A 25,826-nucleotide genomic window follows, 5' to 3' on the forward strand; every position below is an offset into this window, starting at 1 on the left:
GCATGATATCATTTCTTTTTAAAAAACAACAAGAGCTCGCAACAGCGAAAAATCAAAAACGCATTGCAAAAAAACTTGCTCATACGAGGTATAAACATGTCACGGTTTCTCCTCTTGAATATATCAACGGTAAGTTACCAAAACTGCTTACCGGGGATATCGTTTTAATACGTAAAAAGAACGGTGGTATAGGACGAGCGATATTTAGACGTATTACGAATAGCTACTGGGATCACATAGCACTAGTCATCTTTGGTAAAAACATCGAACGTGGTTACTCAACGAACATTATTATTGAGTCGATTCAGGGCTCGGCTGATAGACCGTTTTACTTTGGCGCAGAAATACATGCGCTTGATAAATATTTAAACGATCCAAAAGAATTTGATATCGGTATTAAACGTGTAACGTGGCTCACTCGTGCTCAGCGTCATAAGATACGGTCTTATGCTCTCATGAATATTGATACGCCATACTATCCACTAAAAACTTGGAGACTGATAAAGCCCTATATTTTTTTCATGGCGAAAAAACAAGTTTTAACTCGTCAGAGATATTCGTGTTCTGCCTTGGTACAAAAAGCCTACTATGAAGCACTTGATCCAACGGTGCGCATGAAGGTGCTTTTTGGTAATCGTGCATTTACACCTATGCAATTACTCGATATAACGTCACCCGCTGATTTTGGCCGAAGCCCTTTAAGCGAATGGATCTATAATAAACACTGATATGGAACAATACAGAAAAAAACGCAAGCCCAAGTCAGTTTATAAAAATTATAATGAAGCCATCAAACATCTTCAGATTGGTGACATAGTCTTTTTTCATGGAAAAATTGGCTGGCAAAGAACACTCAATAGAATTGTCAGCCGTTCATACTGGACTCATGTTTCCATTGTATTTGAAATTGTTAAATCAGGAGATGAGGTTTTATCTGTTATTTTAATCGAAGCTAATGAAACGGTGAGATTACATCGCCTCGAAACATTCGCCTTACAAGAATATGAATATGAGATAGGTTTTAAACGCGTGCCGGGTCTAACGCCTAAAGAGATTGACCGCTTTAGAGGATTCTTTTTAGATGTTATTGATATTGAGTATGACTATGACCATGTTATGTATCTGTTCTTTCAGTTCTTGCTTTCGCGTTTTATCGGTGTACAGCTTACAAAGAAACTTGTAAGACATGTCCTCGCTACTGACGAGTATATTTGTTCATCGTTTGTTCAGAGGGCACTTTATCTAGCTGTTGAACCAGATAAAAGAAGAGATGTGCTCTTTCTTGGTAATGATGTACCTTATGCTATCGCGCATGGTCTTGTATTGCCTAAGGACATCGCTGTGAGCAAAAGCACCATCTGGTTATATAATCCACACGAATAAAAACCCTCTCAAAATGAGAGGGTTAATCCAACTGGGCAATGATCTGAGCCTTCTTTTTCTGGATTTGTCCAGGCTTTTTTTACGTTTTTTTCTAGCTCATTTGAAACAAAGAAGTAATCGATTCTCCAGCCTACATTTCTTGCTCTGGCACCACTTTTCATATCCCACCAGGTATAGTGCCCACCTTCTTTTTCAAAGAGTCGAAAGGTATCGATATAGCCAGTTTCAACAAGCTTATCAACCCATTCACGTTCGATGGGCATAAAGCCACTGACTTTGGCATTTTCTTTTGGTCTCGCAAGGTCAATTTCTGTATGTGCCGTATTTACATCCCCACAAACAACAATGGGTTTTATTTGACGGTACCCTTCGATGAGCTTAAGAAAACGTCGGTAAAATTCTAATTTAAATGCTAATCGTTCTTCGCCAGAACCACCGTTTGGAAAATACACGTTAAATAAAAAGAACTTTTCAAATTCAAGCAGAACGATTCTTCCTTCGCCGTCCAAAAAGGGATCGCCAAACGTGGTGATAGCAAGGATAGGTGAGAGACGAGTATAAATTGCAGTTCCGCTATAGCCTTTACGAATAGCCGAGCTCCAATACGACTCATAGCCCTCAGGATGAACGAGTTCAGGTGAAAGCTGGCCAACATGCGCTTTTGTCTCTTGCAAGCACACAATGTCATAGTCTGAGGTATGAAACCACTCAAGAAAACCTTTTTTCTCTGCAGCACGAATGCCATTAACGTTCCATGAGACAATTGAAAGGGTTTTCGACATAGATCTTGATTATGTTATCACAGTAAAAAATGAGCAAGGGCTCTAGTTGCACGTTCTATTTCTGTTCGATAGAATTTGGCCATGACAGATCTATTTGATTTAGCTGCGTCTCAACGAGATCAAAGCTGGCGACCGCTTGCAGAAAGAATGCGTCCAAAAACATTTGATGATTTTGTTGGACAAAAGAAATTAGTCGGAAAAACGGCCTCATTACGTCGAATGATCGAGGCGGATGATTTAGCGTCAATGATTTTTTGGGGTCCACCAGGTACAGGCAAAACATCGCTTGCACGCTTGATTGCTACCATTACTGCATCAAAATTTGTTGAAATCTCGGCGGTATTATCTGGAGTGCCTGAAATACGCGAAGTATTAAAAACAGCAGAGAGTGATCTTAAATGGCATACGGTTCGCACAATCTTGTTTATAGATGAGATTCATCGCTTAAATAAATCCCAACAAGATGCTTTGCTGCCTGCCGTTGAACGTGGGTTGATCGTTCTGATAGGCGCCACCACAGAAAATCCAAGTTTTGAAGTAAATCGCGCATTATTATCACGCTCAAAAGTATTTGTTTTTGAACGTGTAGAAGCGGAAGAGCTTGAAGTAGTGCTTGTTCACGCTGTAGAAATTGAAAAAGCATCTCGAAAGATTGGTATTACGGTTGATGATGGATTATTGCATCGCGTAGCTCAAATGGCTGACGGCGATGTTCGTCAAGCGCTTACGGTACTTGAAATGCTCATTAAGTCTGCTGCAGCGACACCTAAGGGTGATAAACATCTTTCCGTGGCAGAATTAGAAGACTTATTGCAAAAGGGTTTTCTTGCCTATGATAAAAATGGCGAAGAGTATTACAACTTAATTTCTGCACTTCATAAGTCATTACGAGGTAATGATGCGGACGCTGGTGTCTATTGGTTAGCGCGAATGCTCGAAGCAGGTGCAGATCCTCTTTATATTGCAAGACGGCTCGTTCGTTTTGCTTCTGAAGACGTAGGTCTAGCGGATTCACAGGCACTTATTCTTGCTGTTGCCGCTTATCAATCGTGTCATTTTATTGGGATGCCAGAATGTGCGGTAAATTTGTCGCATCTTGTTGGTTATCTCGCCAAAGCACCAAAATCTATTGATGCGTACCGTGCATACAATAATGCCGCCAAAGAAGTGAGAGAAAATCCAAATGACGGTGTTCCATTCGCTATCCGTAATGCCCCAACATCTCTCATGAAAGATCTCGGATATGGAAAGGGTTATATTTATACGCCCGATAATCCACAAGCGAAACAGGATTTTTTACCAGACAGAATCAAGACAAAAAGATTCTGGTAATGTGATATACTCTTGGTAATGCGCAGTACTCGGGCCTCTTATCAGATAACGTCAAAAAAAGCCTCTCAAGAACCAAGTTTTGAAGGCCGTCTTTTGCTTGTTACGGTTCTTTTTAGTCTTTTAGCCGTTATTATCCTTGGTCGTTTATTCCAACTGCAAGTCGTAGAAGGTAAGACCTATAAAATCCTTGCTTCAGATCAGCATGAGGTGCAGGCACAGCTTGTCCCACGTCGTGGAACGCTCTATGTACAAGATCGTTTTGACCAAACATTACATCCCGTCGCGAAAGATCGTGATGCATGGCAGGTTTTCATGTTAAAGCGAGAAATGAAAGAAGACCAAGCAACAAGCTCGGCCGTAGCACTTGGTCCTGTCTTAGATATTCCGCCTGAAGAATTATTAGCAAAGTTTCTTTCGCCTACAACCACCTATGCAGTTTTAGCACGTGAGGTAGACGCGAATAAAAGTGATGAGATAAAGGCGTTAAAAATACCAGGCATCGGTGTGACCAAGGTATTAGCGCGTTTTTATCCAGAGCAAGGTTTAGGTGGTCAGGTCTTTGGCTTTGTCGGACAAGATGATGCTGGTAAGCGACAAGGTAAATATGGCATTGAAGGTGAAATGGATGCGCAACTCTCTGGTACTTACGGATCTCTCTCAATTGAGAAAGATGCGCGTGGTCGTCGTTTGAGTATTGGTACGACAGATTTGTCTTATGCCGTTGATGGTTCTGATATTGTTTTGACGCTCGATCGAACCATTCAATATGAAGCCTGTCAGCACGCCGCTGATGCCGTCGCACGTTACCAAGCAGATAGCGCAAGTATCACGGTGATGGATCCAAAGACAGGGGAGATCTGGGCTATGTGTAGCGCCCCTGATTATGATCCAGCAAATTATCGAATGATTGATGATATTGGTGTCTTAAATAATCCAGCGACGTTTGTGCAATTTGAACCAGGATCTACATTTAAAGCCTTTACACTCGCTGCTGGTATTGATGCAGAAAAGATTAATCCAAATACAACATACGTTGATACCGGCGAAGAAAAGATTGATGACTTTACCATTCGTAACTCAGATAAATTAGCACATGGCACACAGACCATGTCTCAAGTCTTAGAAGAATCATTAAACACAGGTACTATTTTTGTACAGCGCTTATTAGGCAAGGACTTATTCAAGGACTATATGGAAAAGTTTGGCTTTGGCAAAAGAACGGGCATAGAAGTTGCCGCAGAAGCTTCAGGTGATTTGCGTCCACTTGAGAAGAAGGGTCAGATTTATGCAGCAACCGCCTCTTTTGGACAAGGTATTTCTGTAACGCCAATACAAATGTTGTCTGCTTTTGGTGCTCTGGCAAATAACGGTCTGTTGATGCAGCCGCATTTAGTAAAAGAGATTATCCATCCTGATGGGACGGTCATTAAAACCCCTATTCAAGAACTACGACAAGTTATCTCATCTCGTTCTTCTCGTTTAATTGGTGGAATGCTTGTTGGTGTTGTTGAAAAAGGTCATGGTAAGCATGCGGGTGTACCTGGTTATTATGTTGCTGGTAAAACAGGTACAGCACAGATCCCAGACACAAAGAATGGTGGCTACCTAACAGATGGAACTATCGGTAATTTCGCCGGTTATGCACCGGTTGAAAACCCACGCTTTGTTATGTACGTAAAAATCGTTAAGCCTCGTACGGTGCAATATGCCGAATCTTCAGCCGCTCCAGTATTTGGTGAGATGGCGAGCTTCTTACTCTCTTATTTGCAGGTACCACCAGAACGTCCGTATACAAAGAAACCAGAGCTACCTCCGCTTCCTGTTGTTACATCTACTACAGCTACAAAAGAAGCTGATCCTACAGCTTCATCCACAGAAAACGGAACACATTGATCTTGCGTACCTAAAACGCGTATGGTCTGATAAGTATCACTTATGCCTACATACATTGAATCTTTTCTCGCTTCAGGTGCTGCAGCAGCGAAAAAAGCAAAGCCTACCATCATAGGTATTACTGGTTCTGTAGGCAAAACAACAACGCGACAAATGGTTGTAGCGGCAATGTATGACCCGGAGCATAAACAACGCGTTCTATCATCACAAAAAAACTTTAATAATGAACTCGGTTTACCGCTCACGATTTTTGGCGAATCAAACTATCCTGGAAAGAATGTTTTTTCTTGGATACGCATAGTATCGAAAGCTTTTTTTGCTAAGCTTGGTGTCTGGAAATTGCCTGCGGATATTTTTGTTTTAGAAATGGGCGCTGATAAACCGGGTGACTTAGCTTTTTTAACGCAGATCGCTCCTCCGGATATTTCTATCGTAACAGGGGTTTCGCCTATCGATAGCAGCTTAGCGCCTGTGCATGTTGAGTTTTACCCATCCGCAGATGCCGTTGCAGAAGAAAAATCTACATTGGTAAAAAAAGTGCGCTCAAACGGTACGGTAATACTTAACGCTGATGACAGCCGTGTATTTGCAATGCGCCATCTTACAGACGCGCACGTTCTTGCGTATGGCGAAAATGATGGGGCTGATATTCGCCTAATTTCTAAACGTATTCTCACAAGGTCTACTTTGCATGGAAACGAGCCACATGCTTTAGAGGTTGTTATCGAATGCTATCAAAAACCTTTTCGTTTTGTTATTGAGGGAGTATTTGGAACCTCTATGGCATATGCCCTTTGTGCAGCAGCAGCGACGATTGTGGCATTAGATCTACCAGAAGAACGTTTATCACATCTTGTTGAGCACTTTTCTGCTATGGCAGGCAGAACGCGTATTCTCCCTGGGATTAAATCAACGACGTTATTAGATGATACATACAATGCCGCCCCTTCATCGACTATTGCCGCATTGCAGGACTTAGCAAAAATCGAAATAATTGCCGGCCAACGAAAAATTGCTTGTCTTGGTGAAAATCGTGAATTAGGCAATAAAGCAGAAGAAATGCACTTTCGCATTGGCCAAGAAGCCGCTCGTGCGAACGTTGACGTTTTGGTTGTCTGTGGTATATTCGCGACCGCTATGAAGGATGGTGCTTTGGCTGGCGGTATGTCAGCGGATCGCATTCATCACATTGAGGACACACCAGAAGCTGGACTCTTTCTTCAAGACCTCATTAAGCCAGGGGATATTATCCTCGCAAAAGCTTCTCAAGGTGGTCTTGATACCAAGGGCGTTCGCATGGAACGGGTCATCAAAGAACTCATGGCAGAACCACTTCGTGCAAAAGACCTCTTGGTTCGCCAAGAAGGTAAGTGGGTTCAATAAGGCTCCATCGTCTATCGGCTAGGACGGCTCCCTCTCACGGAGCAAAGAGGGGTTCGATTCCCCTTGGAGCTACCAACAAAAACCACCGCAGAAACGCGGTGGTTTTTGTATTGTGCTAATGAGATGATACGGAAAGTAATTTGTATACAAAAACGCTCACGACGGTAGTCGTGAGCGCAACCCTATTCAGTGACTAGAAGGATTCTAGTAGGGCTTTGAGTTGATCATGACATGCTTGTTTCTTGTCACTAGCAATGCCGAAAAGCTTTGGGATTAAGCGATAGAAAGGAGGTGATTTGTCATCGCCGCGGTGTGGCGGTTCAAGGATGGCGGTGTCAGCGACGGTCGCTCCTGCGAACGGGACTTCGGATGTTGCGACGTAGGAGTTTCGCCTCAGTTCGACGTCTTCGACATGGATGTCTAGATCTCGTCTACATCTTGCCCCATGTGACGGATTCGTCACGGTGATGACCTTTGTGATAGACCGCCGTTTGTATTCGGCGTAAATACAGCGAAGCTCCTGCGCGGTATTTTGACTTTCAGTGTCAAGAAAGGCTTCTTCCAAAAGTGGTCTCATTGTGGAGACGCTCAGTCCCTTGAATGACTTTTCAAACATCAATGAGATGAGGTTTTTCAAGGCAAAGTCTCTCGTCCAGATCGCTTCTTTGACGCCGTTTATTTCGGACGCGCCTGTGCCAAAGGAGAGCATTGAAGCATCTTCTTTGATAGCGATATACAGAGCCATCGGTATCTGCCCCAACCGTCCGTCGCTCGAAAGCCACATATGTTGATGCCAGTCTACTGCTTGCAAATGCCTGCCATGGCAGTGCACGGCAACCTTTTGTGTCTGTGTGCTCATTAAGGATTCCTTTGTTGTGGTAAAAGAACGACAATTGCTTATAGTATTCTATTACGGTTTTGTCAATGGATCCGTGTATTACAACTCGATGGCGGTCGTCAGAAGAGCGCGCTCCCGCACGCTGTTCAGGTGCGCTGATTGTTTTTTATATTGGCAAAATACACCCCATCGTCTAAATTGTTGTTAGTTCTTTTTAGCGTATAGACGCTACGGAAACTCGGAGGGTCAGCATGGAGCGTGAATCTCAAACAACTCGCAGCGATGAGCAAACAGCTCAGGTGAGAGTAGAATCTGAGATCCCTGCAAAGCGGATCTCTTCTGAAGAAATAATCGCCCCCAAGAGCGGGCATATGATTACAAGCTTGGTGCGTTATGAGTTGATTTGTATTCAGCTCAAATGCCGTAAGTCGCCTGAACGCCTTGTTGTCCTTGATACAGATGCTCATGCGAGGGTGCGCCTTGCTTGGGTGTATCCAACAGCGAACTACTCTTCGGGGCAGCTGCACGAAGTTGTTTTTTCTTTCGAAGGAGAGAGCCTATCTCTCATTCCGAGTTTGTCTGAGTGTTTTAAGCGCGAATATATTCAAAAGAGCGCTGATTTCTCAACAATGATGCCAACACGAGTAGTATCTGATCTTGTTGGTCGTATTTCTGACGATGCGATAAATTTAACTGTCGTGCGTCCACCTGATGAGATGCCTCTTGTAAAAGAGCATTACAATATCTACGGCATTCTTGGTAAGCGAGAAGCTTTGTGGAAGTTGTGGCAGCAAAAAGCTCCACTCGATCGCTAGAACCCTGACCTATGTCAGGGTTCGTTTTATATTATATTGACAAAATCATATTTTTTTGATATATCATGCTCGCTCATCACAAAAACATTGGAGGTGGTATGAGTGGTAAGAAGAATGATAAAAAGGCCCCAAAGTTGATCGACCTAGAGTTGATGCAACAGGAGCTGAAGCTCAGAAAGCTACACCCCATTCTCATTGGTCTAGAACTGGCCGAAGGTACGGAGATGGCATTGTCCATCGTCCCCGGAAAGTCGGGTCACCCTCTCGAGCTCGAGATCAATGGACCCGACCTACAGGTCATCACTTTCGAGTTCGACGAGTGTATCGATTACTCGATCCTCCCCTCGATTCCTATCGACAGCCGCATCATTCTGGCTGCCGCAAGTGAAGACGTCCCAGGCTACCTCGATCATTACGTAGCAAATATCGCTTCAGTGATGGCCGCATGCCTTGGTGAGCTCAAGGTCGAGTTCATCGAGCCAACCAACTCTGATTCGATCAGTGAGGTGGACATTGTCCACTTCACTTTCACGATCGGGGAAAAGGAGTTCTTCACCACCGCCACGGTTCATGAGGTCGAGCACCTCATGAACTTCTTGCCCAAAGCTGCCTAGCAAAAAACCTTAACTACTTAAACGTGTCTGTAATCTAGGTAATTCTACCAAAGGTTATGGACACGTTTTTTCTTTAGAATATTGACAATTTATATTAAAATATGTACTGTCAACATCGTTTCGCGTTCTTTTACAAGGATGGAAGAGATGTTTTCATCAACAAAGATTGCAAAAGGTTATTCTGCCGAGAGGCTGAATTTGTCTGGGCTCATGCTTTTTGAAGTAGAGCATCAAGAACGAGTGAAGTCTTTGATTACAAAAATCAAGCCTCGACTTCGTTCTGTTGATCGGCCTTTTTTGAGAGTAGAAGAGGTCACGGACTGCGTTCGACTCGTAAAGGTCACACAAGGCAAAAGCGTTGATTATGACATCGTTGGCCTCGCTTGCTTCAAAGAAACGATTCTTGGTCCCTTAAAAGGGGAGATTCGTTACTATGGATGCTCGGTTATCGATGGTGTCAGTCTCGCTCTTCAAAGAGAGCTCGAGATCTTTACGCTAAATAGCTTGAAAGATGAAACACATTACCGTATTATCAATCTGTCACAATTGAACCGGGAGGATTTGCGTGCTTCATAACAGTAATCATCCAATTAGCATTCAGCAGCTTGATAGAGAGCACGAGCAAGGACTACGTGTAGACGCTCGGCTACGAAGCAGGGTAGCCAACAGTATTGGCGCATCCTTGCTCAAAGCCGTGATCTTTCCAACGAGTTTTTTGCAGGCGCTTTCTAGACGCGGTAACTTGTATCTTGCAAAGCGTGACGATCAAGTCGTTGGAGCTGCTTATATGAAATTCATTCATCGGCAACTGATGGGTGAATTGCTGGAACGTCAAAATTGGGCCGTTCTCTACGGTATTGATGCTGAAAACGAAACAATCTTTCGCTCGCTACTTCAATACGTATTGGATGTGAATGCCCAACAAGGCATAAAGCGTCTCTATATTGGCAATGGTTTGCGTCGTAACGTCGTTGCTGCACTCAAGGCAAGCGTCGTTCATCGAGAAACAAAGATCCTTCATGGATTAGACCTTGAGCTTTGTTTTGACAACGGACCTCAAGAGTTTTCTTTTCTGAAGTAGCACCAGCTACTTTTATGCCATCGTTCTATCTCTAAAGAGTTGAGCGGTGGCTATTTTTTATTTTGGTTATTTTTTGCAAGTCGTTTACCGAGTTCTACGCCAAATTGATCAAAGTTATTTATATTTAATAAATGTCCTTGCACAAAGGTACGGTGCTCTTGTGTAGCATAAAGATACCCCAAAGACTTTGGTGTTAATTCATTCATCATCCAGAGACAAGAAGGGTGGTTGCCAGGCACTTCTTGGTAGGCATGTTCCGTTTGCGCATCACCATAGGCCAGCGCTTCGCGTTGAGCTGCTACATTTGATAAAAGCACTTGATGCTGTTCGAGAAACGAATGCGAAGGTTTTGAAACAGCGTAAAACTCAAAAGCTGTTTTCGTTGTACCTTGGTGAAACTGTTGAAAAAAGGCGTGTTGCGCATCTGTGCCAATGCCAGTGATTAAAAGGGGATTGGTTGGGTAGTTCACAGGTTTATTGTCACGATCAATGGATTTGCCATTGCTTTCCATGCGCAATTGTTGAAGGTAATTTGGAAAAAGCGATAAGCGTTCGTCATAGGCGATCGCAGCCTCAGTATCTTTGTGTAAAAATTGTGTATTCCAAATACTCATGAGTGCAAGTATTGTTGCGGCATTACTTTCGTTATCAAAGAAATCAAGATCTGCTTGTTGAGCGCCATCTAGTAATTGTTTAAATACCTCAAATCCATAAACGAGTGCAATAGGTAGGCCTATAGAGCTCCAAAGAGAAAATCTCCCGCCCACCCAGTCCCACAAGCCGAAAATGTGATTCTTTGGTACACCAAAGTCTATCGCTGCCTTAGTGTCAGAAGTAAGCGCAACAAAATGTGTGGATATATCTGAAAGGGTTTTTGTGAGCCATTCTTTCGCGAGCTTCGCATTAAGTAATGTCTCTTGAGTTGTAAATGTTTTCGATGCAATGATGACGAGTGTCGTTTCTGGATTAAGGTTTCGAGTTGCTTCTATAAAAGCGTGCGCATCAACGTTTGAGATGGAATGAAAGCGTAAATAGTGCTTGTGTTGAAAACGTAAGGCATTAATAATTGAACGTGGACCAAGATCCGAGCCACCAATACCTAAATGAATGATGTCGGTAAAGACTTTACCGGTACTACCAACAGTTTTACCTTCATGGATCATTGTAACAAAATCTGACATTTGTGTTTTGACGGCATGCACAAGATCTTGGATAGGTTGTCCATCAACCTTTGGATTACATGATTCTGTTCGCAAGGCGACATGTAGCGCAGGGCGTTGCTCAGTTTCGTTCACAATAGCACCTGACCATAATTGTTTTTTTGCTTCGTTCAATTGGCATTGGTCTGTTAATGCTTCAAGACTATGTAGGGTTGCCTCATCAATAAGTTGATAGTGAAAATCTAGTATGCCAAACGGTGTTTTTGTTTTTAATGCCTCAATGACTTCTGGCTTCTCATCATGCAATGTGCGTATTGTTGTTGATTGTAAGCGCTCTGCGTGATGAACGAGCTCTTGCCATGCTTTTGTTTTGCTTGGATTTTGATGTGGCATGGTCATATAGAGCCTATTGTACGTTAAGAGCTTTTATTGGCGCAAACGTTTTGCGATGTATAGGACATGCTCCATGTTTTGCAAGAGCTTCTTGATGTATTTTTGTGCCATAACCTTTGTGTTTAGCAAAAGCATATTCTGGGTAGAGTGTATCTTGCTCTAGCATATAATGGTCACGAGCCACTTTTGCCAGAATAGAAGCAGCGGCAATACAACGTAACTTACTATCACCCTTAACAATACCTTCATTTGGTAAGTCAAAGTTTGGAATGTTAAATCCATCAGAAAGAACGAGATCTGGTATTGTCTGCAGTCCTTTGATAGAGCGTTTCATTGCCAAAAAAGAAGCTTCGCGAATATTAAGGGTGTCTATTTCTTCAACGCTTGCAGAGGCAATACACCAGGCAATCGCATGCTGCTGAATAAGTGGAAAAAGTTCTTCGCGTTTTTTCTCGCTGAGTTTTTTAGAATCATCCAGCCCTGGCAGGCGAACATTGTCCGGCAAGATAACGGCAGCGGCATAAACGGGTCCTGCCCAAGGGCCTCGGCCCGCTTCATCAGTGCCGGCTATCGCTGTAAATCCTCGGGCTCGGTAGAGACTGTCTTGCATGCGTGCCATATGCTAAGGTTTTATCATGAGATTGCTTGGATTAGATTACGGCGCTGCCCGTATTGGCGTTGCTTTGGGTGATACCGAAAGTCGTATTGCAAACCCGTGGCAGGTGATTGCAAATACCGACGAAGAAACGGTTTTTGCTACATTATCAGAGTTACTTAAGCGAGAACAGGCGCAAGGTTTTGTCGTTGGCGTGCCGCGTTTGCTTTCGGATACATCCATTCAAACAGCACAAGCATCTGAGATCCGTGGGTTTATTATGAGAATGAAAGAAAGAGGCTGGGTCGTTTATGAGCAAGATGAAACATGGTCTACAAAGACAGCGGCCAATCAACAAAAAGAACGCGGTCAAAAAGGCAAGCGCGATGATTTGGCAGCTTCTGTTATCTTACAAAGTTATCTCGATCGTTTTTAGCTCATATGCCGTCCTACTTACGTGAGACATTATTTGTCTTAAACGTTGAGCCTTATCGAGAACACGATGCTTGGATTACAGCTTACGGTAAAACAACGGGCAAAATTCATGCGATTGCACGCGGTGTGCGTAAAATTGGCGCGAAGCAAATCGGACACCTAGAGCCGCTTTCATTTGCTGAGGTAATGCTTGCAAAGGGTAAAGCATATGATCATATTGCTGTTGCTCGTGCTCTTGGACCTGTATTACAAAGTCGAAGAAGACTTGGTTCGCTGGTTGTGCTTAAGGCATTTGCAGAAGCTGTTGATCGATTAACGCAGCCGGGTATTTCTGATTCGGCGATCTATTCTTTCATTTCTGAAGTGGTGCGTACTTGGGAGGGGATTGAACAAGAACCTTCTTATCAACGCGGACAATATGCCCTCATGGCGGCAATTCTTCGTCTTTTGGATTTATTAGGTATCGCGCCACCAATGGATGAATGCGTGCTTTGTCGAGCGACATTACGCGATGAGGCTTGGATGATGCCGAGACAAGGTTCACTGGCGTGCACGAGCTGCATTAGAGCAAAAAGAGCAGAGTATTCAACCGCCTACCAAATTAGTGGTGATACTCGCCGTATGCTTGCTTGGAGTGCGAATGCATCCTATCAACAAGCTCTCTCTGTTCGTGTGCCAACAAGGGTATTAAATGAAGTCTGCGTGGTGATTCACGACTGTTTACATCAGGCTCCAATGCAAGGCACGTTTCGTGGTCATGAGTTTTTGACGGTTTTAAGTTGACGCTTTGTTTGGTAGCTGGTTCAATAGATTTGTCTTGGACTTTTGAATATTGTTACGCAACCAAAAAGAGGTGTCCATGCGAAATCCGTCAGTAGCACAACGCGCTCCTCGGTCGATTGGCTTGCCAGCATATACAGCTTTTCTTAGGCCAAGCATGGCTCATGATGCTGTAGATCTTGGTCGAGATTCAAGTCATCGAGAAGCGTTAGCGCTCTGCGTCTTTCTGCTTTGCTTAAGAAAACATCGGATGATCGCTACACATGAGGAGCCTGCCAATGATGCAGCGCCGAATGAGGTGACAGAGCACATCGACTTGACGAGTGAGCAAGACTGGAGAATGTGGGAGCAGTCACGTATAGATCGTGCACATGAACGCGAACGCCGTCATTGGACGAGTCGAGCGGCGATGCCTGACCTTGCCGTCCAAGAGTTCAATGAAGTGATCAAGAGCGTTGATCGTGTTGACGAGAGCCTGTATAGGTTCACGATTACCGATCGGGCTTTGGGTGATTTCATTCGTCATTTTTTTGCCTATAGCCGCAAGGTTGGGCATTTCTGTGAATGGATGGCTGAAAGTCCTGATCTCTGCAAGCAGACGCTCTATGATCCATATGGCGTCAAACGATTTTCTCAGCTCGAGACAACAGACAAGCGCGCTGTTCGTCATGAGATGCGACTCTTGCTTCAAGAATCCCTCAAAGCCCTGATTGCCTACAGTGAGTTGGGGCATGGTAAAAATGCTCACAGAGAGCAAAAAACAGAAGTGAGAATATTGAATATCTCGACACGAGAGCGTTTTTGCGCCGTCTTGGATCGAGAAAACTATATGATCATTGCCTTCTATCCTGAGAGCGAGCGCAATCGTAAGCGCGCTTATAAGTCACCTCGTCAATTCGACATCCGACTTAAGAGCCATCGCAATCGTAAAGAAGGACGCTTGCACTGATACTGAGACGGCCATTATCCACGGCACCTGCTTTGGATGATGGTCGTTTTATGTTATTCTTCTTGTATATGGCCACTCAAAAAATGTCACGTGACTGGATGGAAGTCTTTATTGGTATCGGTGTTATCATTTTTATTGCATTTCTTGTTATCCCTCCAATGGCAACACGAGTGGCAACAAAAGAGATTCAACGTTATAGAGAATGTCAGGTTGCTGCCAGAGAAGATTGTAAGGCATCTATTGTTTGGAGACTTTATGATATCGCTCTTATTCAGTCCGGGGCGATCAATTTAACGAACAGTGCGTATCAACAAGAGATTCAAGGTTTAATTGGAAGCGGTCGCGCAAAAACACCGCTTAGAAGCTCTGATAATGCCGCTATTATCGATACCTCAGAATTAGTTGGTCAAAATCCAGGCGCAGATGGTTTTTATCGTCCTAATGGTGGAGAAGAACTCGAAGTAAAGGCAACAATCACAGGCAACCCTGATGAAGTATTACTGTACTTAGTGCCAAAAGGTGTAGAGACAGCTGGCATCCCAGAAAAAGCCGGCGTGATGAAGGCAGAGGGCACAAACTACTCGACAAAGGTGCTTATTCCTAATGGTTATGTAGGAGAGCTCGAAATTCGTGCCGTTGGCCCGGGCAAAGAGCAGTCGCAGTTATATTTTGATATTGCTGCCCAGTAAGGTATTTATTGATTTCATTTCTATCATTCGCTAAGGTACATCCCTATGAACAGGACGATGATTTTGTCGATTGCCGACATGGTGGGACAAGAAGTTGAGCTCTATGGCTGGGTAGATACACGCCGAGACATGGGAAAGATTTCGTTTATTGATTTGCGTGATCGTTCTGCGATCGCTCAGGTAGTTTTAGTACCAGCAGAATTAGACGAAGCCTCACAAGCAATTTTAAAAGATTTACGTTCTGAATTTTGTCTCTCGGTAAAAGGGATTGTTAATGCTCGTGGCGCAAATCAGGTAAATCCAAATATGCCAACAGGTACGGTTGAGGTATTGGCAAAATCTATCACGATTTTAAACGAAGCTAAGACACCACCATTTGCACTTGATAATACCGCAGGTATTAACGAAGAAGTTCGTTTGAAATACCGCTATCTAGATTTGCGTAGTCAGCGCATGTTGAAGAATCTTGTCTTACGTGATCAAATCATTCGTTTTTTCCGCAGCTATTTGCATGGCGAAGGCTTTATTGAAGTTGAAACACCATGTCTTACAAAAGGCACGCCCGAAGGATCTCGTGAGTATCTAGTACCTTCACGTTTGCATGAAGGAGATTTTTACGTTCTTCCACAATCACCACAGCAGTTTAAGCAATTACTTATGGTGTCAGGTGTCGAAAAGTATTTTCAAGTAGCACGCTGTTTCCGTGACGAGGATCAACGCGGTGATCGTCAACCAGAATTTACACAGCTCGATATGGAGCTTTCATTCGTTGACCGTGAAGATGTCTTGAACTTGGTAGAAAAGATGATGATCGAATTAATCACCGCTGTTTCTCCAGAAAAGAATATCATTACCAAACCATTTCCACGCATTTCTTATGCTGACGCCATGGCAAAATATGGCAATGATAAGCCGGACATGCGCGTGAACAAAGAAGATCCAAATGAATTAGCCTTTTGTTGGGTAGTAGATTTTCCGATGTTCGAAGATGATGGTGAAGGGGGTGTACAAGCTGTGCATCACCCATTTACGTCTCCACATCCAGAAGATATGGCTTTGCTTGATACTGAGCCAACAAAAGCAAGAGCAAATGCGTATGATCTTGTACTCAATGGCTATGAAGTCTTTGGGGGTTCTATTCGTATCTACCAACGTGAGTTACAAAATAAGATCTTTACCTTGCTTGGCCTTGATGCTGAAACCATTGAATCACGTTTTGGTCATATGCTCGAAGCGTTTGAATATGGCGCTCCTCCACACGGCGGCATAGCGGCAGGACTTGATCGTCTTGTAATGATTTTGGCCAACGAACCAAATATTCGCGAGGTAATCGCCTTTCCAAAAACAGGCGATGCACGTGATCTTCTCATGGGAGCTCCAAGCACTATTGAAGAAAAGCGCCTCATCGAAGCCCATGTGCAAGTTCGTCCTTCAAAAAAATAGTCCATGAGTTACGCTGTTACCCTTGATCAATTCGAAGGTCCACTAGATCTCCTTTTGCAACTCGTCGAAAGCGAGAAGCTTACGATTACCGAGATTTCTCTCGTTAAGGTAACGGAACCCTTTGTTACGTATATCCGCCAAAACCAAGGAGTTATCCCTCCCGAAGAGTTGGCGGATTTTTTGGTGATTGCAGCAAAGTTACTCTATCTCAAATCAAAGATGATGTTGCCAGATCTTCATGACCCGGAGCTAGAAGAAGGCCCTGATTTGGCGTCGCAATTAAAACTCTATAAAGCGTTCTCCGAAGCGTCACTTGTATTGTCGCAACGCTGGAACGAATCTAAGACGCTTTTTGGTAGACAGTTTCGTGCAAAGAAACCAGCGCCGGCATTTCTTCCTCCTCAACAGGTTGATGGTGATCTTCTACGGGAGTACTATCTAAAAGCTCTTAAACGTCTTGAGCCTGTTGTGAAGCTTCCAAAAGCAGCAATCGAACGTGTCGTGACGATAGAAGAAAAAATCGCTACATTAAAAACACGTATACATTCGATGATGCGAATGAGTTTTCAGCGCTTTTTAGCTGATTCGCATGACCGTTATGAAATGGTTGTCTCGTTTCTTGCGCTATTAGAGCTCATCAAACAAAAAGAAGTTACGTATGAACAAAGTGAGCTCTTTTCTGAGATAACGCTTAAGGCACCAACCGTATAATTTTATGACCGTACACGCCCTCCTCGAAGCAGCGCTCTATGCCGCTGGACAAAGTATCAGTATAAAAAAACTGGCACAGGTTTTATCTTTGGATGAAGACGCCATTGTTCAAGGGCTGGATATTTTAAAAAAAGATCTCGAAGAACAAGAAAGGGGATTGGTATTGCTTGTTGATGATAAACAGGCTGAGCTTGTTACACATCCTGAGGCTGCAGAAACAGTGCGATCATTGTTAGACATCGAATCCCAAGGGGAGTTATCAAAAGCCTCAATGGAGGCGCTCGCCATCATTGCCTATCGCGGCCCTATGACAAGACCAGAGCTTGAGCAGATCCGCGGTATTCAGTCTTCGACGATATTGCGTATCCTCTCGATGAGAGGTCTTATTGATCAAACGGACGAAATGCGTCTTGGTCAGCCTGTGTATACGGTAACTGCTGATTTCTTTAAGCATATCGGTTTTACGAGCGCAGCAGAATTGCCTGATTACGAACAATTACGCAATCATACGTCTGTTGAGACCGTACTAAAAGAACTTGAACCACTCGCGACACAAGTTCCACTTCAATCTTCTGAACCATCTACACCCTAAACATGACGGCCGAAACTCTTCTTTTTCTCGTAGGATCCCTGGCGTTTTCTACTGTGCAAACACAGGCACCTGAAACGGTCACTGCACGTTTGCCTATAGCAAAATATGTTTCTGTAACGGCGAATACTCCGGTAAAGCGTCGTTTAGAGTCTATTGGTGTTGATGTAACAGCAAAGAGTGCTGTTGTCGTTGATCTCGCAAGCGGCGAAGTTCTTTTTTCAAAAGATTCTGATGTTGCTTATCCTATTGCGAGTTTATCAAAACTTGTATCTATCGTAACGCTATTGGATATGAAGGTTGACTTGGATGAAACGATCACGCTAAAAAAATCTGATGCTGGTTACGCTCGTTCGATATTTTTTGAAGGCGAGACGTTTACACGTAGAGAGCTGATTAAAGCGATGCTCGTAGGTTCTTCTAACGAAGCAGCGAATGCTTTAGCGAGGACCTCTCCCGGAGGATATGATGCCTTTATTGCGCAAATGCGTGTAAAAGCCCGTGAGATTGGTATGCGTCGCGGTGAGTTTTATGACGCGGCTGGATTAGATCCGCGCAATAAAGCTACAGCACTTGATATTGCCTTAGCCCTCAAAAAAGCGATGTCTTATCCCGAAGTAAGAGAGGCTATGTCAATGCAGTCAGTTGAGTTAAAAAACACTATAGGGCCAAAGCCCTATAAATTGGCAGCAACGAATCTTTTATTGACTTCGGACTTAAATAAAGGCGATTACAAAATCATCGCTGCAAAAACGGGCACCTTACCTGAGGCGGGATACTGTTTTGCGCAAGCAACAAAAGAAGGTGAAAAAACCATTATCTCCGTTGTCTTGGGTTCAGAAACGCACTTCTCACGATTTCAGGATGTGAAAGCCATGACATACTGGACATTTGGGGCATATGAATGGCCGAAGCAGACGGTGAAACTGTATTAAAGAAGGACTTGCCAGAAGTCTGAAAAATCGTTAGTATCTGGCCCACATGGCGGGGTAGCTCAGCTGGTTAGAGCGTGGGACTCATAAGCCCGAGGTCGCGAGTTCGAGTCTCGCCTCCGCTACCATGTCAAAAAACAGTCCAAAAGGACTGTTTTTGCGTTTAACATTTTGTGATGGTAGTATGGTCGCCTACGGTATGTTTATTACCACACACGCCGCCATAGGTGCGCTTATTGGGCAGAGTCTTCCAAATAATCCAGCATTGGCGTTTACGCTCGGCATGGCTTCACATTTTTTAACAGATTTAATTCCGCACGGCGACACAAATCTTTATAAGAATTACATTGCAAAAACAAAAGCATATCGTTCGGTTGCTTATGTCGTTGTCGATTCTTTTGTTTTGCTTTTGTTTATCGCATACTTTTTTAGCTCGGATCTGATCATTTCAAGACAGGCTGTGACGTATGGGATTATTGGTGGTGTTTTGCCTGATTTTATCGTTGGATTCTATGAGGTTTTTAAACCGCGTTGGCTAAAGTGGTTTCATCGTATTCACTTTCTTTTTCACAATCATTTTTCTGGTCATAAAGATATTCCCTTTTCGGTTGGGTTTGCATTACAGCTTATTTTTTTGATGGGGATTCTTTCGGTCATTATTTAAACGGTTTGACAATAGGGCTGTTTTTTCGTATAGTGTCGCCACAACCAATCGTAGCGGGGTAGAGCAGCGGCAGCTCGCCGGGCCCATAACCCGGAGGTCGCCGGTTCAAATCCGGCCCCCGCAACCACGTAAAAGCGCAGCTAAAAGCTGCGCTTTTACTATGTTCACATAATGCGACATCTACACGAAAAGCAAAAATCCTCAGCTAGTAGCTGAGGATTTTACGTGGTGCCGCGAGAGAGAATCGAACTCTCATGACCTTGCGATCGCAGGATTTTGAGTCCTGTGCGTCTACCAATTCCGCCATCGCGGCAAACGATGCGACGTGAGGATAACGTAATTACGCATGCTTGGTCAAGCATGGTATACTGCCTACGAACTATGGACATGTTCCTTCAAATTGCGCTCGTGCTTTTTATTGCAACGGGTTTTTCGCTGCTCATGCAGGCTATCAGACAGCCTCTTATTTTAGGGCATATCCTAACGGGTATTGTTGCCGGTCCAATGGTCTTGGGTTTTTTGCATCCAGAAGGGCCCTTTGAGCTTTTTGCAAAGCTTGGTATCACGGCGCTTTTATTTATCGTTGGACTTTCACTGAGTCCAAAAGTAGTGCGCGAAGTTGGCGCCTCATCTGTTGTGGCGGGTCTTGGACAGATATTTTTTACAGCCAGCGTTGGGTTTTTATTGGTGCTATCTTTCGGCTGGGACCCGGTTTCTGCGATTTATATAGCACTCGCACTTACCTTTAGTAGTACAATTATCGTTTTAAAAATCCTTCAAGACAAAAAAGACATTAGTTCACTCTATGGGAGATTAGCCACTGGAACAATGCTTGTTCAGGACATCGCTGCTACTTTTATGCTTGTTGTAATGGCAGCGATTGGCGGAGGCGTAGCAGGAAATATTGGTCCTGCATTACTTCTTGTTATCGGTAAGGGATTGTTACTTGCGGTGGGTTTGATCTTTTTCTCTCGCGTCATCCTGCCATCAATGACAAAGCTCTTTGCTAATTCACAAGAGTTTTTATTGTTGTTCTCAGTTGCATGGGGCGTGGGTGTAGCAGTGATCTTTAAGTTGATGGGTTTTTCGGTAGAAGTTGGTGCGCTTGTTGCCGGCGTATCACTAGCAACATCGCCATATCATTACGAAATTAGTGCAAAAATGAAGATCCTTCGAGATTTTTTTCTCGTACTCTTTTTTGTCACGCTTGGCGCAGGTCTATCGTTTACAGGAATCTCACATCTCATCATCCCAGCGATAACATTGTCTGCCTTCGTGCTCTTCGGAAATCCAATTATCTTATTTGTCTTCTTGCGTAGACTTGGGTATGCTGCTAAACCATCTTTTCAAACAGGTCTTACCATGGCACAGGTCAGTGAGTTTTCTTTAGTGGTTATATTGCTTGCTCAAACCATGGGTCATGTTGGCGAAGATGCCGTCGCATTAGTAACCGTATGTGCGTTAGTTACTATTTCGATTTCTGCTTATTTGATGTCATTTGATGAGAAAATATTTAACTTCTTAAAGCCCGTTCTTGATCGTGGAACCAAAAAAAGCTCTACCCAAGAACCAAAATCAGAAGAAGAACATCATGAAGCGATTTTATTTGGCTGTCATAGACTTGGTGAAGATTTCTTGCCGCATATTGTTGAATTTGATGAATATCTCGTCATTGATTATGACCCAAACACTATTGAGACCCTACAAAAGAAGGGGATTAATGCAAGGTATGGTGATGCAGAAGATAACGAATTTATCGATGATCTTAATCTTCAGAGCGCTAAACTCATTGTAACCACGTTACCTGATGTTGATTCTTCAATGTTTTTATTATCAAAATTGCGAAAAGTAAATCAAAAAGCTATTGCAATTGTCATGGCGCATTCAGCTACCGAGGCAAAGCTCCTATATGGTAAAGGAGCGAGTTACGTTATATTGCCGCACTTCTTAGGTGGTAATTATGCCTCTATTTTGCTTGATAAATTTGGACTTAGTCAGTCTAAGTTTAGACTTGAAAAAGAAAAGCATTTGAGACATCTTGAGGATCGTTTAAAACGTTCAAATAAAGTGATGAACAATGCATAATATAAGATTGTTCGCTTGCGACATACTTACCCGTCAGTTAACATAATCACGATTCAACCGAGCACTATGGCGCGTATTATTTCTATCGTAAATCAAAAAGGAGGGGTCGGTAAAACGACTACGGCTATTAGTGTCGGTGCCTATTTAGCAGAGATGGGCAAGTTTGTTTTAATTGTTGATTTAGACCCACAAGCAAATGCAACAAGTGGTATCGGTATTGATCATCGCAATATTGAACGTGGTGTCTATGAAGCGGTTTTAGGTGAGGTAAAGATGAAGGAGATTGTCCAACCAACGGCACATGTAGGTCTGCATATGGCACCTGCAACAACGGCACTAGCAGGTCTTAATGTGGAGCTTGTTCAAATGGAACAACGTGAGTTTGTATTACGTAACTCATTGCTTGAGATTCGTAATGATTATGATTTCATCTTGATTGACTGCCCTCCAACGCTTGGCTTGCTAACGCTTAATGGCATTGTCGCAGGAGACGAGGTCCTAATTCCGGTTCAAGCCGAGTATTATGCCCTTGAAGGTCTTGGACAGCTACTAGAGACGGTTCAGCTTGTTAAGCAGCATATACGCCCTGAATTAGAAATCTTAGGCGCTGTTATTACGATGTATGATCCTCGTACAAAGCTTTCAGATGATGTTTTGCACGAATTGTATAAATATTTTCCAAACAATATCTTTCGTTCGGTAATCCCTCGCAATGTTCGGCTAGCAGAAGCGCCGTCTTTTGGACGTACCATTGTGCATTTTGATGCGAGCTCTAAAGGAGCAAAAGCTTATGAACGCCTCGCTCAAGAAATTATCGAAAGAGAAAATACTTCACTCGCATTACGCCCAGTATGATCTTACAAAAACAATCCGGCCTCGGTAGAGGCCTCGGGGCAATTATCCCGCAAAAATCATCGCATCAACCAGGTACAGATGCGCCTGTAGCCCCTTCGGCACAGTCCGTGTCACCAGCCTCGGCAAATCTCCCGGATGATATTCGTACCTATGTACTAGAGCTTCCTATTGCTTCGATTGAGCGCAATCCGCATCAACCGCGAAGACATTTTGACCATGGAGAGTTAGAGGAGCTTATTTCTAGTATTAAGGAGCATGGCGTCATGCAGCCTGTGGTTGTAACGGAGCTAGGGGATGGTAAATATCAGCTCATTGCCGGTGAAAGACGTTTAAGAGCTTCTACCATTGCTGGGTTGCAGACGATCCCTGCTATTTCACGAGAAGCAACGGAGATTCAAAAGCTTGAGCTTGCTATTATCGAAAACGTTCAACGCTCTGATCTTAATGCCGTTGAAGAGGCTCATGCCTATCAGAGGCTGATTGATGATTTTGGGATGACGCAAGAAGAGGTTGGTAAAAAGATGGGTAAAAGCCGTCCACAAATTGCAAATACGGTGCGCTTGCTTCAATTACCTGCTGAGATTCAACAAGCGATCGTTGATAAAAAAATTAGTCAATCAAATGCTCGTACACTGCTATCGCTCCCGACCGATGCTGAGAGAATGAAGCTTTTCCAGACGATCGTTCACGGGCATGTTACAGTACGCGAAGCAGAAGAAGAGGTACAAAAAACACGTCATCCCCGCGCCTTTGATGCAAATGCCTCTGCTGCCGAAGACACGCTTCGCAAGGCATATGGTGTAAAAGTATCAATCAAGAGACAGGCAACGGGCAAAGGTGAACTGAAGTTTACGTTTACCAATGACGAAGAATTTGAAGCACTCCTAGATAAGCTAAAACGATAAAAAACACTCACCATCTGGTGAGTGTTTTTTTAGCTATTCGGTAAAATACCTTTTATCCAATTACCAATGCGGCTCTTAGAATACTGTCGAATCTTTGATTTTGCGTAGCGTGTTTTAACAAATTTAATCCAGTCGGGATTTGGGCCTTTGCGTGATTTATCGACGATGATGTCTACCATGTCACCATTTTTTAGTTTTTGTTCGAGCGGTGCTACATGATCATTTACCTTTGCCCCAGAACACGTATTACCAATATCCGTGTGAATAGCATAGGCAAAGTCTACGCTAGTGCTTTCTTCTGGCAAATCAATAACGTCACCTTGTGGGGTAAAGACGAAAATTCTATCTTTAAAGATATCGATTTTTAATTCTTCAAGACCTTCGAGAAAAGCTTTTTGATCAAGCGTTTGTTGGATATCTACAAGTTCGGTAACCCATTCTGGAGCTTTTGAATCTTTACAAAGACTTACTTTACCATTTTCATCGTAAGACCAGTGAGCTGCAATACCGTATTCATTCATGGCATGCATCTCTTTGGTGCGTATTTGAAACTCTACAATTTCACCGTCTTCACAAAATACGGTTGTATGAAGTGATCGATAACCGTTTGGTTTTGGTTGAGCGATATAGTCTTTGATACGACCTTTGAGCGGTGTCCATTTTGAGTGGATGATACCAAGCGCCGCATAACAATCAGCGAGCGAATCTACGATGACTCGTACAGCGATAAGATCATAAATACGGGCAATGTTTCGATCGTTTTGTAAGAGTTTGCGGTATAGCGAGTAAAGATGTTTTGCGCGACCTTGGACATTTACGTCAACGCCTGATTCTTCTAAGAGTGAACGTGTTTCTTCTATAACATGATCTAGATATTCTTTCTTTTCTTCACGTCCTGTTTTAGAAAGATTTTTTACCCACTCGTATTCTTTTGGTAAAACATAGCGAAATGATGCGTCTTCTAGACGTCCCTTCATATCACCCATACCTAGACGGTTGGCGATAGGTGCAAAGATTTCTAGTGACTCAAGAGCAATACGATATTGTTTTTTTGGTGGAATGTGATCGAGGGTTTCAAGATTATGAAGACGATCGGCAAACTTAATAAAAACTACACGCACATCAGCAGCCATAGTCAAAAACATTTTGCGTAAGTTTTCGATATAGCGCTCAATTCCACGGTATTTAATTTTTCCTAATTTGGTGATTCCGCCAACCATATTGCCAACGTCTTCGCCAAATTCATTTGTGACGTCTTCGATCGTCTTTTCTGTATCTTCTGGAACGTCATGCAAGATGCCAGCCATTACGATAGGCGCTGGCATATGCATCTCTGCTAAGTAAAAAGCGGTTGCAAGAGGGTGGATGATATAGGGCTCACCTGAGGCACGCTTTTGTCCTTCGTGAGCTTCTTTTGCAAACGTATAGGCATGCTCGATAATAGAGCGGTCGGCTTTTTTATCGTATTGGCAGACCAAATCACATAACCCCTCAATGGTTTGTTGGGTTTTTGCGGTATTTGAGGGGGTTGTGTTTGGCATAGGGTAGACCTCTGTTATAATCAACCTTTGCGAGTTTGTGAAGAGGGGGTAAACTGTCACCCATATGTCGAACCTTCCAGGAGCAGCAATAAATATTCCTACAGCAGCTGTAGAAACCGGTACAAATACCGAATCTAGCTCTTCGGGCATTGAAAAAAGTGTTGAAGCAGCCATTTCTAATGGTAATGCGCCAGCGTTAGTCCAAGCCGGAACACAACTTACACAAGCGACCACGCAAACAATCCAAGCCATTGCTACCGCTGACCCAAATGAAGCAAATTTGCCAGAACAGGGGGTTATTGGCGCTATTGCTACTCAAGCAAACGGTTTAGCGCAAGAAGCTCATAGAGCCTATGTAAACAGCATAAATGAGATTCTTCAGTCACAGGTAGAAGAGGCGCAAGCTCCATTAGCCGAAACAGTGATGGAAGAACCGATTACTCCCGTTGCAGAAGTCATGCCTGGATTTGAACCAAGACCAGCGCCAACTAGTGATGTACCATCAGCTGCAGAACCGGCCGCTCCTGAAAAAACAGAAATAATTAAACCTCCATCCGTAGAGGTACAGTTTGTTGCCATTGCTGCGCAAGTATATCTCGATGAAAGAGTAGAAACAGAAAAAATCCTAACAGCAAGTCAATCAAATTACGAAGGTCACTCTATTCGTACAGCTGTTCCGTATTATGAAGCCGTTTTAGCGCAAGATCCTTCAGATCAACAGTGGAAGGCATTTGTCGCAGCACTTAAACTCGAATCAACGTTTTATGAGACAAAGTTACAACGAGCAAATGTAGCTCTAGAAATTAATGAGCTTCAAAACCAGATAGAGGACAATCGTAAGCACAATATTTTACCTACAGCAGAACAAGCGGAGAACTTAAAGCACTTACAGCAGCAATTTGAGCAATTAAATAAAGAGGTGTCTCATTTAGAACAAGAAAAGACACACGCTGAAGAACAATATCAATCAACACAATAA

27 protein-coding genes and 4 tRNA genes are annotated in these 25,826 nt (G+C 43.4%); 25 read left to right on the forward strand and 6 right to left on the reverse strand.

The genetic code is table 11. The annotated features are described in order from the left end of the window. The first annotated feature begins 2 nt into the window (after positions 1 to 2). Both H6759_02340 and H6759_02345 read left to right on the forward strand, forming a co-directional pair. On the forward strand, positions 3 to 728 hold the full coding sequence (locus tag H6759_02340) for a hypothetical protein (GenBank protein ID USN52879.1): 726 nt from the start codon (positions 3 to 5) through the stop codon (positions 726 to 728). Between the two features lies 1 nt (position 729). After that, positions 730 to 1,383, forward strand: coding sequence for a hypothetical protein (locus H6759_02345; protein USN52880.1), 654 nt, complete (start codon positions 730 to 732; stop codon positions 1,381 to 1,383). A gap of 8 nt (positions 1,384 to 1,391) precedes the next feature. Here H6759_02345 and xth read toward each other — a convergent pair whose 3' ends face one another. Next, complete coding sequence (gene xth, locus H6759_02350) at positions 1,392 to 2,165, reverse strand: exodeoxyribonuclease III (GenBank protein ID USN52881.1); 774 nt, start codon at positions 2,163 to 2,165, stop codon at positions 1,392 to 1,394. 81 nt (positions 2,166 to 2,246) lie between these two features. Between xth and H6759_02355 the strand changes: the two genes are divergently transcribed. The 4 genes from H6759_02355 to H6759_02370 all read left to right on the forward strand — a co-directional run bounded on the left by H6759_02355 (position 2,247) and on the right by H6759_02370 (position 6,848). Then, positions 2,247 to 3,497, forward strand: coding sequence for a replication-associated recombination protein A (locus tag H6759_02355; protein USN52882.1), 1,251 nt, complete (start codon positions 2,247 to 2,249; stop codon positions 3,495 to 3,497). 18 nt (positions 3,498 to 3,515) lie between these two features. Continuing rightward, entirely contained in the window at positions 3,516 to 5,390 is a 1,875-nt protein-coding gene (locus H6759_02360; GenBank protein USN52883.1) for a penicillin-binding protein 2, read from the forward strand. Positions 5,391 to 5,432: 42 nt separating this feature from the next. Next, complete coding sequence (locus H6759_02365; protein USN52884.1) at positions 5,433 to 6,773, forward strand: hypothetical protein; 1,341 nt, start codon at positions 5,433 to 5,435, stop codon at positions 6,771 to 6,773. Beyond that, positions 6,774 to 6,848: transfer RNA gene (locus H6759_02370), tRNA-Glu, on the forward strand. A 118-nt stretch (positions 6,849 to 6,966) separates the two neighbouring features. Here H6759_02370 and H6759_02375 read toward each other — a convergent pair. Further along, complete coding sequence (locus H6759_02375) at positions 6,967 to 7,557, reverse strand: hypothetical protein (protein USN52885.1); 591 nt, start codon at positions 7,555 to 7,557, stop codon at positions 6,967 to 6,969. A 305-nt stretch (positions 7,558 to 7,862) separates the two neighbouring features. On the opposite strand from H6759_02375, the gene H6759_02380 reads away from it, so the two are divergent. From H6759_02380 to H6759_02395, 4 genes are all read left to right on the forward strand, one after another. Further along, positions 7,863 to 8,426, forward strand: a complete 564-nt coding sequence (locus H6759_02380) for a hypothetical protein (protein ID USN52886.1) — start codon at positions 7,863 to 7,865, stop codon at positions 8,424 to 8,426. 98 nt (positions 8,427 to 8,524) lie between these two features. Beyond that, positions 8,525 to 9,040: a hypothetical protein gene (locus H6759_02385; GenBank protein ID USN52887.1), complete on the forward strand. Its 516-nt coding sequence runs from the start codon at positions 8,525 to 8,527 to the stop codon at positions 9,038 to 9,040. Between the two features lie 147 nt (positions 9,041 to 9,187). Further along, positions 9,188 to 9,616, forward strand: a complete 429-nt coding sequence (locus H6759_02390) for a hypothetical protein (GenBank protein ID USN52888.1) — start codon at positions 9,188 to 9,190, stop codon at positions 9,614 to 9,616. After that, on the forward strand, positions 9,606 to 10,121 hold the full coding sequence (locus H6759_02395) for a hypothetical protein (protein ID USN52889.1): 516 nt from the start codon (positions 9,606 to 9,608) through the stop codon (positions 10,119 to 10,121). The genes H6759_02390 and H6759_02395 overlap by 11 nt, the downstream gene beginning before the upstream one ends. Positions 10,122 to 10,171: 50 nt before the next feature. On the opposite strand, the gene pgi is transcribed toward H6759_02395, so the two are convergent. Next, positions 10,172 to 11,680 carry a glucose-6-phosphate isomerase gene (gene pgi, locus H6759_02400; GenBank protein ID USN52890.1) on the reverse strand — a complete coding sequence of 503 codons (1,509 nt, stop codon included), beginning with the start codon at positions 11,678 to 11,680 and terminating at the stop codon, positions 10,172 to 10,174. Between the two features lie 7 nt (positions 11,681 to 11,687). Then, on the reverse strand, positions 11,688 to 12,293 hold the full coding sequence (locus tag H6759_02405) for a ribonuclease HII (protein USN52891.1): 606 nt from the start codon (positions 12,291 to 12,293) through the stop codon (positions 11,688 to 11,690). Positions 12,294 to 12,309: 16 nt separating this feature from the next. Between H6759_02405 and ruvX the strand changes: the two genes are divergently transcribed. From ruvX to H6759_02460, 11 genes are all read left to right on the forward strand, one after another. Beyond that, positions 12,310 to 12,705 (forward strand): Holliday junction resolvase RuvX, encoded by a 396-nt coding sequence (gene ruvX, locus H6759_02410; GenBank protein ID USN52892.1) that lies wholly within the window; start codon positions 12,310 to 12,312, stop codon positions 12,703 to 12,705. 5 nt (positions 12,706 to 12,710) lie between these two features. Next, the gene (gene recO / locus H6759_02415) at positions 12,711 to 13,487 is read left to right on the forward strand and encodes a DNA repair protein RecO (GenBank protein USN52893.1); all 777 of its coding nucleotides are present in this window, start codon (positions 12,711 to 12,713) and stop codon (positions 13,485 to 13,487) included. A gap of 76 nt (positions 13,488 to 13,563) precedes the next feature. Next, positions 13,564 to 14,433: a hypothetical protein gene (locus H6759_02420; GenBank protein ID USN52894.1), complete on the forward strand. Its 870-nt coding sequence runs from the start codon at positions 13,564 to 13,566 to the stop codon at positions 14,431 to 14,433. A gap of 68 nt (positions 14,434 to 14,501) precedes the next feature. Then, entirely contained in the window at positions 14,502 to 15,122 is a 621-nt protein-coding gene (locus H6759_02425; protein ID USN52895.1) for a hypothetical protein, read from the forward strand. Between the two features lie 45 nt (positions 15,123 to 15,167). Then, complete coding sequence (gene aspS / locus H6759_02430) at positions 15,168 to 16,565, forward strand: aspartate--tRNA ligase (GenBank protein ID USN52896.1); 1,398 nt, start codon at positions 15,168 to 15,170, stop codon at positions 16,563 to 16,565. Between the two features lie 3 nt (positions 16,566 to 16,568). Continuing rightward, positions 16,569 to 17,276 carry a segregation/condensation protein A gene (locus H6759_02435; protein ID USN52897.1) on the forward strand — a complete coding sequence of 236 codons (708 nt, stop codon included), beginning with the start codon at positions 16,569 to 16,571 and terminating at the stop codon, positions 17,274 to 17,276. A gap of 4 nt (positions 17,277 to 17,280) precedes the next feature. Then, entirely contained in the window at positions 17,281 to 17,868 is a 588-nt protein-coding gene (locus H6759_02440) for an SMC-Scp complex subunit ScpB (protein USN52898.1), read from the forward strand. Positions 17,869 to 17,870: 2 nt separating this feature from the next. Further along, positions 17,871 to 18,800, forward strand: a complete 930-nt coding sequence (locus H6759_02445) for a D-alanyl-D-alanine carboxypeptidase (GenBank protein USN52899.1) — start codon at positions 17,871 to 17,873, stop codon at positions 18,798 to 18,800. Positions 18,801 to 18,848: 48 nt separating this feature from the next. Next, positions 18,849 to 18,925, forward strand: a tRNA-Met gene (locus tag H6759_02450). Continuing rightward, a complete protein-coding gene (locus tag H6759_02455) occupies positions 18,925 to 19,461 on the forward strand; it encodes a hypothetical protein (GenBank protein ID USN52900.1) in 537 nt (178 codons plus the stop codon). Before H6759_02450 ends, H6759_02455 begins: the two co-directional genes overlap by 1 nt. 52 nt (positions 19,462 to 19,513) lie before the next feature. Further along, positions 19,514 to 19,588, forward strand: a tRNA-Met gene (locus tag H6759_02460). A 99-nt stretch (positions 19,589 to 19,687) separates the two neighbouring features. Here the strand turns inward: H6759_02460 and H6759_02465 are convergent. After that, positions 19,688 to 19,774 (reverse strand) — tRNA-Leu (locus H6759_02465). Positions 19,775 to 19,842: 68 nt separating this feature from the next. Between H6759_02465 and H6759_02470 the strand changes: the two genes are divergently transcribed. The 3 genes from H6759_02470 (at position 19,843) to H6759_02480 (ending at position 23,306) form a co-directional block, all read left to right on the forward strand. Further along, complete coding sequence (locus H6759_02470; protein ID USN52901.1) at positions 19,843 to 21,546, forward strand: cation:proton antiporter; 1,704 nt, start codon at positions 19,843 to 19,845, stop codon at positions 21,544 to 21,546. A 66-nt stretch (positions 21,547 to 21,612) separates the two neighbouring features. Further along, positions 21,613 to 22,401 carry a ParA family protein gene (locus tag H6759_02475; GenBank protein ID USN52902.1) on the forward strand — a complete coding sequence of 263 codons (789 nt, stop codon included), beginning with the start codon at positions 21,613 to 21,615 and terminating at the stop codon, positions 22,399 to 22,401. Next, positions 22,398 to 23,306, forward strand: a complete 909-nt coding sequence (locus tag H6759_02480; GenBank protein USN52903.1) for a ParB/RepB/Spo0J family partition protein — start codon at positions 22,398 to 22,400, stop codon at positions 23,304 to 23,306. Before H6759_02475 ends, H6759_02480 begins: the two co-directional genes overlap by 4 nt. A 29-nt stretch (positions 23,307 to 23,335) precedes the next feature. Here H6759_02480 and H6759_02485 read toward each other — a convergent pair whose 3' ends face one another. Continuing rightward, positions 23,336 to 24,847 (reverse strand): bifunctional (p)ppGpp synthetase/guanosine-3',5'-bis(diphosphate) 3'-pyrophosphohydrolase, encoded by a 1,512-nt coding sequence (locus H6759_02485; protein USN52904.1) that lies wholly within the window; start codon positions 24,845 to 24,847, stop codon positions 23,336 to 23,338. Between the two features lie 64 nt (positions 24,848 to 24,911). On the opposite strand from H6759_02485, the gene H6759_02490 reads away from it, so the two are divergent. Then, complete coding sequence (locus H6759_02490; protein ID USN52905.1) at positions 24,912 to 25,826, forward strand: hypothetical protein; 915 nt, start codon at positions 24,912 to 24,914, stop codon at positions 25,824 to 25,826.

The sequence above is a fragment of the Candidatus Nomurabacteria bacterium genome, from assembly GCA_023898425.1.
Taxonomy (GTDB): Bacteria; Patescibacteriota; Patescibacteriia; order 2-12-FULL-60-25; family 2-12-FULL-60-25; genus HK-STAS-PATE-2.